The organism is Halomonas sp. M20 (assembly GCF_020622265.1).
Taxonomy (GTDB): Bacteria; Pseudomonadota; Gammaproteobacteria; order Pseudomonadales; family Halomonadaceae; genus Modicisalibacter.
Genome location: NZ_JACNMQ010000005.1, coordinates 69473 through 82233 on the forward strand (window position 1 = coordinate 69473; position 12761 = coordinate 82233).

At 60.9% G+C, this 12761-nt stretch carries 13 protein-coding genes; 12 read left to right on the forward strand and 1 reads right to left on the reverse strand.

The features are described from left to right. Positions 1–179: 179 nt before the first annotated feature. The 12 genes from H7850_RS13460 (at position 180) to H7850_RS13515 (ending at position 11459) form a co-directional block, all read left to right on the forward strand. Positions 180–665 (forward strand): Lrp/AsnC family transcriptional regulator, encoded by a 486-nt coding sequence (locus H7850_RS13460; protein WP_227370105.1) that lies wholly within the window; start codon positions 180–182, stop codon positions 663–665. Then, positions 662–1165 (forward strand): AsnC family protein, encoded by a 504-nt coding sequence (locus H7850_RS13465; RefSeq protein ID WP_227370106.1) that lies wholly within the window; start codon positions 662–664, stop codon positions 1163–1165. The genes H7850_RS13460 and H7850_RS13465 overlap by 4 nt, the downstream gene beginning before the upstream one ends. Then, positions 1125–1640 carry an Lrp/AsnC family transcriptional regulator gene (locus tag H7850_RS13470; RefSeq protein ID WP_227370107.1) on the forward strand — a complete coding sequence of 172 codons (516 nt, stop codon included), beginning with the start codon at positions 1125–1127 and terminating at the stop codon, positions 1638–1640. Before H7850_RS13465 ends, H7850_RS13470 begins: the two co-directional genes overlap by 41 nt. Then, positions 1615–2151, forward strand: a complete 537-nt coding sequence (locus H7850_RS13475) for an Lrp/AsnC family transcriptional regulator (protein ID WP_227370108.1) — start codon at positions 1615–1617, stop codon at positions 2149–2151. Before H7850_RS13470 ends, H7850_RS13475 begins: the two co-directional genes overlap by 26 nt. Positions 2152–2169: 18 nt before the next feature. Next, positions 2170–3381 carry a heme d1 biosynthesis radical SAM protein NirJ gene (gene nirJ, locus H7850_RS13480; RefSeq protein WP_227370109.1) on the forward strand — a complete coding sequence of 404 codons (1212 nt, stop codon included), beginning with the start codon at positions 2170–2172 and terminating at the stop codon, positions 3379–3381. 36 nt (positions 3382–3417) lie between these two features. Next, on the forward strand, positions 3418–4260 hold the full coding sequence (gene cobA / locus H7850_RS13485; protein ID WP_227370110.1) for a uroporphyrinogen-III C-methyltransferase: 843 nt from the start codon (positions 3418–3420) through the stop codon (positions 4258–4260). Continuing rightward, positions 4254–5816 (forward strand): nitrite reductase, encoded by a 1563-nt coding sequence (locus tag H7850_RS13490; protein ID WP_264477402.1) that lies wholly within the window; start codon positions 4254–4256, stop codon positions 5814–5816. The genes cobA and H7850_RS13490 overlap by 7 nt, the downstream gene beginning before the upstream one ends. Positions 5817–5937: 121 nt before the next feature. After that, the gene (locus H7850_RS13495; RefSeq protein WP_227370111.1) at positions 5938–7158 is read left to right on the forward strand and encodes an NnrS family protein; all 1221 of its coding nucleotides are present in this window, start codon (positions 5938–5940) and stop codon (positions 7156–7158) included. A gap of 42 nt (positions 7159–7200) precedes the next feature. After that, positions 7201–8517 carry a tRNA 5-hydroxyuridine modification protein YegQ gene (gene yegQ / locus H7850_RS13500; protein ID WP_227370112.1) on the forward strand — a complete coding sequence of 439 codons (1317 nt, stop codon included), beginning with the start codon at positions 7201–7203 and terminating at the stop codon, positions 8515–8517. A 137-nt stretch (positions 8518–8654) separates the two neighbouring features. Then, a complete protein-coding gene (locus H7850_RS13505; RefSeq protein WP_227370113.1) occupies positions 8655–9815 on the forward strand; it encodes a cytochrome P450 in 1161 nt (386 codons plus the stop codon). Positions 9816–9852: 37 nt separating this feature from the next. Further along, on the forward strand, positions 9853–10494 hold the full coding sequence (locus tag H7850_RS13510) for a hypothetical protein (protein ID WP_227370114.1): 642 nt from the start codon (positions 9853–9855) through the stop codon (positions 10492–10494). A 191-nt stretch (positions 10495–10685) separates the two neighbouring features. Beyond that, positions 10686–11459 (forward strand): YggS family pyridoxal phosphate-dependent enzyme, encoded by a 774-nt coding sequence (locus H7850_RS13515; protein WP_227370115.1) that lies wholly within the window; start codon positions 10686–10688, stop codon positions 11457–11459. 89 nt (positions 11460–11548) lie between these two features. Here the strand turns inward: H7850_RS13515 and H7850_RS13520 are convergent, their stop codons facing one another. Next, a complete protein-coding gene (locus H7850_RS13520) occupies positions 11549–12718 on the reverse strand; it encodes an MFS transporter (protein ID WP_227370116.1) in 1170 nt (389 codons plus the stop codon). Positions 12719–12761 lie beyond the last annotated feature (43 nt).

The following is a 12761-nucleotide window of genomic DNA, read 5'->3' on the forward strand; positions in this document are numbered from 1 at the left end:
TGACGGAGCGCTACGTTGCGCGGTACTCAAAAGCTCGCCTAACGACCAGTTATGTCTCGCTTTTTGCGTTCCGTGCGCCTTGCGCTCCGCACAGTTCGCCGATTTCTACAGCGATTCGCAAATAAGAGGAAGACGGGCCGAAAGGCCCGTCCTACCAACATTAACAGTGAGCTGTGCCGATGCCTCCACTTATCCACCAACTCGATACGCTGGATCGCCGCCTGATCGATGGTTATCAGCGCGGCTTTCTTGTCTGCGAGCGCCCCTATGCCGTCATGGCCGACGACCTAGGCATGACCGAGAGCGAACTGCTCGTGCGTCTGGAGCGCTTGCAGACACTCGGCGTGCTGAGTCGGGTGGGGCCGGTCTTCGAGCATACCAAGGCCGGTGCCAGCCTGTTGGCGGCCGTCGCGGTGCCGAAGAACGAACAAGAGGCATACGCAGAGCTCATCAATCGCGCTCCCGGGGTAAATCACAACTACGCCCGGGAGCATGATTACAATCTATGGTTCGTCATGACTGCCGCCGACGAAGAACAGCTCGGTAGGCGGCTCGATCATCTGGAAGCCGAACTCGATCGACCGATTCTGCGTCTGCCGATGCTTGAGGGTTTTCATATCGACCTGAGTTTCCCCATTCCCTGGCAGGAGCTGGAAAGCGCATGAATCAGGTCGCTGAACTATACATGGACACCGAGGCCGAACAGCGCTTGCGAGCTCTGATCGAGAAAGGACTGCCCCTGACCTCTAGGCCCTGGCAGACTCTGGCCGATCAGTGCGACATGAGCGAAGCCCGCGTCATGGCCACGATCGAGCGCTGGCAGTCGGAAGGGTTGATCAAACGCCTGGGCCTGGTGATCAAGCATCGGCCTCTAGGCATCAAGGCGAACGCCATGGTGGTGTGGGACATCCCGGATGACCAGGTTGCGATGGTGGGTCGTCGTCTTGCCGCAGAGCGTGCGGTAACACTGTGCTATCGCCGCCCACGCCGGTTGCCGGACTGGCCGTTCAACCTGTTCTGCATGATTCACGGCATCGCTCGCCAGCGCGTATTGCTGGAACTCGATGCGCTCACCCAGCGCCAGGGCCTAGAGGCGATACCTCGCCAGGTGTTGTTCAGTACCCATGCCTATCGTCAACGGGGGGCGCGCTATGCCGCTGAGTGACAAGTCCCGAGGGACTGGTGCCGCTGTCGAACTCGATGCGCTCGATCGTCGGATCCTCAATCGATTGCAGGATGGCCTGCCGATCGTCGAAGCGCCTTTCGCGGTGGTGGCCCAGGAGCTCGAGATAGAAGAGCAGATGCTGCTCGAACGTCTGAATGACTTACGTGAAAGTGGGGTGCTTAGCCGTTTCGGCCCCATGTATCACGCCGAGCGATTGGGTGGCGGGCTGACCCTGGCGGCCATGTCCATACCGGAAATCTATTTCAATGCCGTCGCCGAAGAGGTCAATGCCTTTGCCGAGGTCGCCCACAACTATCGTCGCGAGCATCGCCTCAACATGTGGTTCGTGCTGGCAACCGAGACCCCGGAGCGCATCGGTGACGTAATCGCCGCGATCGAGGCTGCTACCGGCTACCCGGTCTACAACATGCCCAAGCAGGAGGAATTTCATGTCCGACTCCACCTGCCGGTCTGAGTCATCTAACGGCGCCGTGTTCGATGAGCAGGATCGCGCCATCGTTCTGGCGACCCAGTCCGGCTTGCCTCTGGTTTCCGATCCCTGGGGGGCGGTAGGCGCGCAAGTGGACATGAGTGCCGAGGAAGTCCGCCGGCGCATGCAGCGCATGCAGGAAACGGGTGTGATTAGACGCATCGCCGCGGTGCCCAACCACTATCGCCTGGGGTATGTAGCCAACGGCATGACCGTGTGGGATATCGAGGATGACGAGATCGATCGGATGGGCCGCGAAGTGGCGCGTCATCCGGGGGTTAGCCACTGCTACCGCCGCCCACGGCACCTGCCTGAATGGCCTTACAACCTGTTCGCCATGCTGCATGGTCGCAGCCGGGAAGAGGTCGAGCGTCAAGCCGATGAGCTTGCGGCGCTATTGGGCCATGCCTGCCGCGACCATCAAATTCTTTATAGTTCGCGTATTCTCAAGAAGACCGGACTGCGCCTGGCCGTGGACAGTCCAGGACGCACTTGACCGAACAAGGAGATCGCCATGTTTCGCGTCACTCGCTACATCAAGACCCTGCTGGAGCCGACGCCGCTAGCACTTGGAACCGGAGGGCCTGCTCGCAAACCGCCGGGGCCGGTGGTGATCTGGAATCTGATTCGTCGCTGCAACCTGACCTGCAAGCATTGCTATACGGTCTCGGCGGACATCGATTTCAAGGGCGAACTCTCCACGGATGAAGTCTTCACGGTGCTCGACAATCTCAAGACCTGTCGCGTGCCGGCGCTGATCCTTTCCGGTGGCGAGCCCTTGATGCGGCCGGATATCTTCGAGATTTCCCGGCGTGCCAAGGAGTTGGGGTTCTATACTGGCCTATCCACCAACGGCACCCTGATTACCGAAGAGAACATCGCCGAGATCGCCGCCGCGGGTTATGACTACGTCGGCATCAGCATCGATGGGCTGGAGGCAACCCACGACGTCTTTCGCCAGCGCCAGGGTGCTTTTCGCGAATCCATGCACGCGGTAGCCTTGTGCAAGGCTCATGGCATAAAGGTCGGACTGCGCACCACCCTGACCCAGCATAACTATGAGGAGCTTCCGCGCATCCTCGAATTGCTGGACGAACACGACGTGGACAAATTTTATCTGTCACACCTCAATTATGGCGGGCGCGGCCATCGTCATCGCAAGCAGGATGCCTGGTATCAAATGACCCGGGACGCCATGACGATGCTGTTCGATCACTGCCTGAGTGAACTCGAGCGTGGCATCGAGCGGGAATACGTCACCGGCAACAATGACGCCGACGGCCCTTTTCTGCTGCAATGGGCGCAGAGCCGCTTTCCGGATCAGGTGGAAACGCTGCGCCAGCGTTTAGAGCAGTGGGGCGGCAACGCCTCCGGCGAGAACATTGCCAACATCGACAATCTCGGCGTGGTGCACCCGGACACCTTCTGGTGGGATCATTCCCTGGGCAATGTGCGCGACACGCCGTTCTCCAGGATCTGGCGCGACACTCAGGACCCGCTGATGCTGGGCATGCGCCAGCACCCGCGGCCGGTCAAGGGGCGCTGCGGTGAATGCCGCTATCTGGCGATCTGTAATGGCAACACCCGGGTGCGGGCCTGGAAAGTCAGCGGCGATCCTTGGGAAGAGGATCCAGGCTGTTACCTGACCAACGAGGAAATCGGCGTGCGCGGCGACGCACGACGCGTGGATGCACCGGCCCACGTCATTCAAGCCGTCGAGCTTTGAGATTCAAAAAAAGAATATGATCAGGGGAGAAAGACCATGACCACGCAAACGCGACGCTTTTGCTATCACCTCACTGAAAGGCCGCTGGCCGAAGGTGAAGTCGCCATCGTCGGTGCAGGGCCGGGGGATCCGGGGCTTTTGACCCTGCGCGCCTTGTCGCTGCTGCAGCAAGCCGAGTGCCTGGTGTTCGATCGGCTGGTGTCCGAGGATATTCTGGCCATGGCCCCGGCGGATGCTGAAACCTACTATGTGGGCAAGGCGTCGCGCTGTCATGCGCTTACCCAGGACGAGACCAACGCCCTGATGGTAGCGCTCGCAGGAAAGGGCAAGCGGGTAGTCCGTTTGAAAGGCGGCGACCCGTTCATCTTCGGGCGTGGCGGCGAAGAAGCAGAATATCTCATCAATCACGGCGTGACGTTTCGGGTGGTGCCGGGTATTACCTCGGCGTCAGGCTGCTCGACCTATGCCGGCTTTCCGCTGACCCATCGCGACTTCGCGCAAAGCGTGACCTTCGTCACCGGCCACTGCAAGGGCGACGATTGCCTGGCACTCAACTGGCAGGCCCTGGCCGCGGCGCATCAAACCGTAGTGTTCTACATGGGCCTGGCCAACGCCGCGCTGATCAGTCGTGAAATGCAGCGCCACGGCCTGCCTGGTAGCCATCCCGTCGCTATAGTGGAGCGGGGCACCACCGCCGAGCAGCGCCAGGTACTGACCACGCTTGAAGAACTCGTGGCGACCATCGAGCGGGAAGACTTCAAGCCGCCGGCACTGATCGTGGTGGGTGAAGTGGTGCGCCTCGCGGATACGTTGGCGGTGGTTCAGCCCCAGGCGGTGCATGCCGAAACGCATGAGGTGCTGGGAGCCGTGGCATGGTAAAGCGAGGTGTGATTCGCCTGCTCTCGTTGAGTGTGTTGCTGTTGTCCTGGCCAGCCCTGGCGGAGCAGGTCGATCCCGAAGCGCTCTACCAGACACATTGCGCCAGCTGTCATGGCATCGACCGGTTGGGGGGCATGGGGCCGGCACTGTTGCCGGGGAATCTATCGCGGCTCAAGCAGGACGAAGCCATCGAGGTGATTCGTGAAGGCCGCCCGGCCACCCAGATGATGGGCTTCGATGACGTGCTGGCCCCGGCTGAAAGCGAAGCCGTGGCGAAGTGGATCTATACGCCGCCGGAGGCGCCGCCGACCTGGACCATGGCGGATATCAAACAAAGCCACGCGGTCATGCATCCGTTCGGCAGCCTGCCGGAGGCGCCGACCTTCGATGCGGACCCGCTGAACCTGTTCCTGGTAGTGGAGACCGGCGATCATCATGTAAGCCTTCTCGACGGCGATACCTTCGAGCGCATCGATCGCTTTCCCAGCCGCTATGCCCTGCACGGGGGGCCCAAGTACACCCCGGACGGGCGCTATGTCTTCTTCGGCTCCCGGGACGGCTGGATCAGCAAGTACGATATCTACAACCAGAAGATGGTCGCGGAGGTACGTGCGGGCATCAACATGCGCAACATCGCGGTTTCCGGGGATGGTCGCTACGTGATGGCCGCCAATTACCTGCCCCATAGTCTGGTACTGTTCGACGCTCACAATCTGGCTCCGATGAAGATCTATCCGGCAAAAGGCGAGAACGGCGACACCTCCCGGGTAAGCGCCGTCTATGCCGCCCCGCCTCGCGGCAGCTTCATCGCCGCCCTGAAGGACATCAAAGAAGTCTGGGAGATCCCCTGGCCGGTACCGACCTCACCGGTGGTTTCCACAGGCCACATGAAGGAACCCATCGAAGCCCAGCGCAGCCATGACACTGCCAATTTCGATGTGCGTCGCATCACCGTGCCGGATTACCTGGACGATTTCTTCTTCGATCCCGAGTATCGCCACGTCATCGGCGCCGCTCGGGGCGGCAAGGGGGCCATGGTGGTCGACCTCGATAGCGGCAATAAGGTCGCCGACCTGCCCTTGGCCGGTATGCCGCATCTGGGCTCCGGCGTCAGCTGGATGCTGGACGGGCGGCGGGTGATGGCGATCCCGCATCTGACCAAGGGCGCGGTGTCGATCATCGACATGAGTGACTGGTCGCTGATCAAGACCCTCGAAACCCAGGGGCCGGGCTTTTTCATGCGCAGCCATGAAAACTCGCCCTATGCCTGGGTGGACGTGTTCTTCGGCCCCAATAGCGACAAGGTGCACGTGATCGACAAGAAGACGCTCGAGATCGTCAAGACACTCACGCCAGCGCCGGGCAAGGTCGCCGCTCACGTCGAGTTCGATCGCTACGGTGAAAAACTGCTGCTCAGCCTCTGGGACCGGGACGGTGCGGTGATCGTCTACGATGCCCAAACCTTGGAAGAGCTTCAGCGCATTCCCATGGACAAGCCCTCGGGCAAGTACAACGTCTGGAACAAGACGCGCTACGAAGAGGGGACGAGTCACTAGTCGTAGCCCTTGTGTCATTCAGTAGCATTGGTAGGAGCCAAGGATAGATACACCTCGGCTCTTATTGGGTATGATAAGATGTATTTAAAAAGCATTTTAAAGTCCCAGTCGAGAACCCACTATGAACGAACGAAGCCTCACACGGCCCGCTCAACTGACCCGCCTCATGCCAGTATGGCGGTTGGCGTTTCGCCCGCTGTTTTTGCTAGGCGCTTCGTTCAGCCTGCTGGCCATGCTTGTGTGGGGCGGCTTCTGGCATGGCGCGATACTACTCGAGCCCGTGGGCGGCATGATCTGGTGGCATCAGCACGAGATGTTGTTCGGTTTCGTGATGGCCATCGTTGCTGGCTTTCTGCTCACCGCAGTACAAAACTGGACCGGCCAGCCAAGTATCAAGGGGTGGCCGCTACTGGGTCTGGTCGCGTTATGGCTGGCGGGGCGCCTGTTGCTGGCTTTCCCGAAAGCGCTGGGAGATCTCGATACACTGGTGATCGCCCTGGTCGATCTGGCGTTTCTGCCGGTGGTGGCCGCAATCATGGCGCGGCTGGTGATGCGCGTGAAGCAGTGGCGCAATCTGATCTTTCTGCCGGTGTTGACATTGCTGTTCGTGGCCAACGCATTGATGCATGCCGGCGTATTGCGCGGCGATGGCGAACTGGTGCGTCAGGGGGCTTATTTGGCGGTGCTTTTGATCGCGCAGCTGATAGTCATCCTCGGCGGGCGGGTCATTCCATTCTTCACCTCCCTGCGCCTGAAGCGCCAGAAGCCCCAGCCGATCCCGGCGCTTGAAAAACTGGCCATCGGCAGTGTCGCGGCGTTGGTCGTGACTCTGCTGCTGGCAGTAGTGGGGCTTGCTCTGCCGGCGATCGTGACTGCCGTCATCGCCTTGCTGGCTGGCGCGGCCAATCTTTGGCGTCTGGCGCGCTGGGAAGGGTGGCGCGCCTTGCATGAGCCATTGCTATGGGGGCTTCATGTCAGCTACGGTTTTATCGCGCTAGGACTCTTGATGCTCGGTCTGGCTTATCTGAACCTGCTGCCCGCTACCCTGGGGATTCATGCCCTGACCGTAGGCGGCATGAGCACCATGATTCTGGCGATGATCTCCCGGGTGTCCCTGGGTCATACCGGACGGCCCATCGAAACGCTACCCGGCATCGGCCTGGCCCTGGGTTTGATGCTCGCCGCCGCACTCTTTCGTGCCTTGATCCCAGCCATCTGGCCTCAGGTCACCCACTGGATGCTGAGTTTGAGTATCTTGCTGTGGTGCCTCGCTTACGCGGTTTTCCTGATGCTTTATACCAAGCCTCTGCTTAGCGCCCGGGTGGATGGCAAGGATGGGTAGGGAGTCATTGATTTTTATTTTCGACAGCACGATTCGAGTTTAATGAATACTACCACTGAGCAAACATCGCCCTTCGCCGCGCCTGAGCTTCTCTCCCCGGCAGGCAACTACCGTAACATGCGCTACGCCTTCGCCTATGGCGCCGATGCGGTCTACGCCGGCCAGCCGCGTTATTCGCTGCGGGTACGCAACAACGATTTCGATCTCGCCAATCTGCGGCTCGGCATCGAGGAGGCCCATGCCCAGGGCAAGGCTTTTTATGTCGCCTCGAACATCGCGCCCCACAACGCCAAGCTCAAGACCTACCTGCGCGACATGGAACCGGTCATCGAGGCCGGCCCCGATGCGCTGATCATGTCCGACCCGGGGCTAATCATGATGGTGCGCGAGCGCTGGCCGGAGCAGACGATTCATCTTTCAGTGCAGTCCAACGTGGTCAATCACGCCGCGGCGCGTTTCTGGCAAGGGCAGGGCATCCGCCGCATCATCCTGTCTCGGGAACTCTCTCTGGAAGAGATCGGCGAGATCCGCCGCGAATGCCCGGACCTGGAGATCGAGACCTTCGTGCACGGCGCGCTGTGCATTGCCTACTCCGGGCGTTGCCTGCTGTCCGGCTATTTCAACCGTCGCGACCCTAATCAAGGCACCTGCACCAACGCCTGTCGCTGGAAATACAACACCATCGCGGCGGAGTCTGATGCGACCGGCGATCTCAAGCCCGCTCAGGCGGCGCTGATCGAGGACGTGACGCGCCCCGGCGAGCTGATGCCCATCGACGAGGATGAGCACGGCACCTACATCATGAACTCCAAGGATCTGCGCGCCGTGCAGCATGTACAAAGGCTGACCGAGATGGGGGTGAGTTCGTTGAAGATCGAAGGGCGCACCAAGTCGCACTATTACGTGGCGCGCACCGCCCAGGTCTACCGCCGCGCCATCGACGACGCCCAGGCAGGGCGGCCCTTCGACATGAGCCTGATGGACGAGCTCGAGAATCTGGCTAACCGTGGCTACACGGAAGGCTTCTATCGCCGCCATGTGCACGACGAATACCAGAACTACGAGCGCGGCCACTCCATCGGCGTGCATCAGCAGTTCGTTGGCGAGGTGGTCGATTACGACGCGGCGCGTGGCTGGCTGGAAATCGACGTCAAGAACCGCTTCGCCTTGGGCGACTTCCTGGAGCTGATGCTGCCCGGTGGCAATCGCCGGTTTATCCTCGAGGCGCTGGAGAACAAGCGCGGCGAGGGGGTCGACACCGCTCCGGGGTCTGGGCATGTAGTGCGCCTGCCCATTCCCGGCGAGGCCATCGAATCCGAGCGGGCCAAGTTCGGGCTTCTGCTGCGAGACCTTCGCTAGATCACTACCGGCATGCGACAACCTGTCGGATGGACGAAGCGGAGGGTGCGTCAGGTAGTATAAAGATATATATAAAAAGCATCATTTAATCGCCTGACAGCAAAAGTTGCTCACGCTGCCCAGTAAAGGAGAAGATCATGGAGGATAAATCACCGGCTGATTGGGACCCCAGGGCTCAGGAGGTTCTCGACGATCAGATCAAGGCCTACGATGGGATGCGTAAGCGTTGTCCCGTTGCCTATAGCGACTATCTCCAGTGGTCGCTTTTCCGCCATGAAGATGTGATGCGGGCACTTACGGATCACGACACCTTCAGCAATGCCGCCTCGCGCCATCTTTCCGTGCCTAATGCCATGGACCCGCCGGAGCACACGCCTTACCGGCACATCGTCGAAAAGTATTTCACGGCAGAACACGTCCGTGAGTTCGAGCCGATGTGCCGGGCCAATACGGCGTCGCTATTCGATGACTTGCCTCAAGATAGTGACGTGGAGGTGATGAACGCGCTCGGCCAGCCCTTCGCCGTGCGCAATCAATGCGCCTTCATGGGCTGGCCCGACAGCCTGCGCGAGCCGCTGCGCCGATGGATCGGCAAGAACCATCAGGCCACGCGGGCCGGGGATCGTCACGCCATGGCCAAGATTGCCCTGGAGTTCGACGGCTATATCAGCGAACAACTCATCGCTCGCCGGGAGGCAGGGGAAGCGGCTCCAGCGGATGCCACGACTCGGCTACTGCAGGAAAAGATAGAAGGTCGGTGGCTGAGCGATGAGGAGATCGTCAGCATCATCCGCAACTGGACCGTGGGTGAATTGGGGACTATCGCCGCGAGCGTCGGCATCCTGACTCACTACCTGGCGAAACATTCCGAATTGCAGGAGGCACTTCGCCAGGGGCGTGAAAATCTCCCCGACGCCATTGACGAGATACTGCGCATTCATGCGCCGCTGATTTCCAATCGTCGCGTGACTACTCAGCCGGTGACGATCGGCGATCGCGAGGTCCCCGCCGGCGAACGAATTTCCCTGATCTGGGCCTCCGCCAACCGAGATGAAGACGTCTTCGGCGATCCGGATGAATTTCAGCCCCAGCGCAACCGCGACAATAACCTGCTGTATGGCGCCGGTTTGCATGTCTGCCCCGGCGAGCCTCTGGCCAGGCTGGAGCTGGAGGTGTTTATGGAAACATTGCTGGCGAAAACCCGACATATCGAAATGGCACCCGATGCGACACCGGAGCGCGCGCAGTTCCCGGCCAGCGGCTTCGCCTCGTTGCCTGTCATGATTCAGCGTGATTGAGAGTGCCCATGAAAGCGAATGTTATCAGGAGGTTGCCATGACATTTCCTGACTTCTTCGAGGATGTGCCCGTTATTCGCTTGCGCGACCCGCTAGCCCAACTGCTAGGTAGCGCGACAGAGGGGATCATGGAGTACCGTTATGCGGATGCCGTGCGTCTGACGGGCCATTCCTGCCCGACCGTGGCGGGCGCCTTCCTGACTGCTCGGGCCGCACTGAATTCGCTCTATCCGGACACACTGCCCGAACGGGGCAGTATCACCGTGCGCATGCCGTCACTGGAAGATGAAGGCACGACCGGTGTGGTCGCCCAGGTGCTGGCGCTACTCACCGGTGCCGCGGCTCAGGGTGGCTTCAAGGGCATCGGCGACCGGTTCGCGCGCAACGGACTGCTCAGTTTTGCCAAGCGGAGCGGTGAGAATAACGGCGCGGTACGCTTCGAACGACTCGACACCGGCGCTTCCGTAGCAGTGGTGGTCGATGCTGGCAAGGTGCCCGCCGACACCTCCCAACGCGAACGCCTGCAAGCCATTCTGCAGAATCGAGAAACCCCCAAACAACAGATCGAGTTCGCGCGTCTCTGGCAGGAGCGTGTACGCCGAATGCTGCTGGAACATGCCGATGACACGACGATGATTCGGGTCGTTACGTTGAATGACACGATCTCCCGAGATGGATAGGAGCCATATCGAGCTATCTGTATAGAGAGAGATCTCATCGAAGCGCTCGGCGTTCCGCTCATCGGCTTGATTTAACGACCGGCTCAAGAAGCTGTGGTGACTTGCCAGGAAGCCGGTCAGCAGATCATGGAGGATGAGCAAGGACCATGGCTACCTCTACTATGCGTTTTTCATGACCATCAGGTGAGACAATGAGTTATCCAGTTGGGCGCACGCTTTCCGAACTCGAACACAACCTTGCAGCCGTGCAGCAACGCATAGTGGCTGCCTGCCGCCGCGTAAACCGTGACCCTAGTGAAGTGCGTCTGCTCCCGGTGAGCAAGACCGTGAACGATGATCGCCTACGGCTAGCCTATCAGGCAGGCTGCCGCGAACTCGGTGAAAACAAGGTGCAGGAGGCGCAGCGCAAGGCTGAGGCCCTGGCGGATCTTTCGGATCTGCGCTGGTCGGTAATCGGCCATCTTCAGACCAACAAGGCCAAGCATGTGGCGCGTTTTGCCAGTGAGTTCCAGGCGCTCGACAGCCTGCGGGTGGCCAGGGCGCTGCAGCGACGTCTCGAAGCCGAGGATCGTACCTTGGAGGTTCTGGTCCAGGTCAACACCTCGAACGAACCCAGCAAGTTCGGATTGGCGCCAGAGGACGTCGAGACCTTCGTTCGAGAGCTGCCGGCATTCACTCGCTTGCAAGTGAATGGCCTGATGACTCTGGCGATCTTTTCGGATGACCCGAGCCGGGTTCGGCCCTGTTTCGTTCGGCTGCGGCAATTGCGTGATCGTCTGCGCGAACGGCTACCGACCGGCATCAGCATGGACACGCTTTCCATGGGCATGTCCGGCGACTTCGAACTAGCGATAGAGGAAGGCGCCACGGTGGTGCGCGTCGGGCAGGCGATCTTTGGCCCACGCCTTTTGCCCGATAGCTACTACTGGCCGGATGCCAATACCGGTCAAGACGGATCTGGATAAGGCGCTCAGAAGCTCAAGGATCCGTGTAGTGAACTTCAACGCGGTTCCCAATCGATCAGCACCCAACTCAGGGAGCGGCACGCTGAATGTCAGGCGTCTTGGACTGGCCGTTCATGTTCTGGCAATCCCATCGCTAGCGGCACGCTGACGATGCCGCCGACCAGGGCAACCCACAGCGGTGCCGTCGGCCCCCACAGGGCTACGACGGGGCCGAGCGCCATGATGCCTAGCGCCGCGAGCCCGTTGGAGAGGCCCAGGGCGAGCCCCGAGCCCAGAGAGCGGTTCTCGGGCAGGATGTCCTGGGCAATGAGTATGCCCAGGGGCAGTGTCGCGAACAGGCTGATGCCGAGAATGCCCAGCACGAGCCACAGCCAGCCTCCGCTGACCAGCAGGAAGGCTGCGAGCATGACGACGGACAGACTCATGGCGGCGACCAGCAGAGGACGCCGTCCAATTCGGTCGGAAAGATGACCGCCGCCCACGTTGCCGATCACCCCGATCACCAGCATCACCGTGATGAAGCTTGCCCCGGTGGTTAGCGAGCCGCCGGCCTGGGTCCACATCAAGGGCACGAAGGTCACGATCGCGAAGATCATCAGCGAGCGCAGTGTCGAGAATGCCACCAGCCGCATCAGTGGTCCCGCGTGCTGGCGCCAGGCGATGGGCGTGGCCGCCGTCGTGCGGGCGGGCAGCTTGGGCGCCCACTGCAAGAGAAACGGCAATGTCAGCAGAGCGGGAATGGCGAGTATCCATAGATAGCTCAACCCCCATTGCACCACCACCCAGCTGGCGATGGCCGGCCAAACGCCGCGACCCACTTCACCACCCACCATGAACACCGACATGGCCATGCCCGGCTTGTCGCCGCCCAGCTTCGGGATGCCGGCCAGCGCCTGGGGATGGAAGAACGAGTTGGATATTCCGATCAGGACCAGCACCGCCAGCAGCGACCAGAAACCGGTGACGAAGCCCACCAGCGCTCCGCCCAGCGACGAGCCGAACAGCCCGCAGGCGATCATGATGCGTCCGCCCACGCGATCCGCCAGGAGCCCGACCAGCGGCTGCAGGGCCTGTCCCATCAACAGGGCGGCCATGATCGTGCCTGCCAGCGCCACCGACAGATTCAGCGATACCAGGATTGCCGGCAGGACGCCCGGCAGGTAATTGGCGGCACCGTCGTTGAGAAAGTGCGCCCAGCTCATGCCGACCAGACGATTGGACTGCGGCCGGGCCTGATCGGCGGTGGTGGCGATGGCCATTCACTGACTCCATGAGAGTATGCGGAAATGGCCCCATGATAGA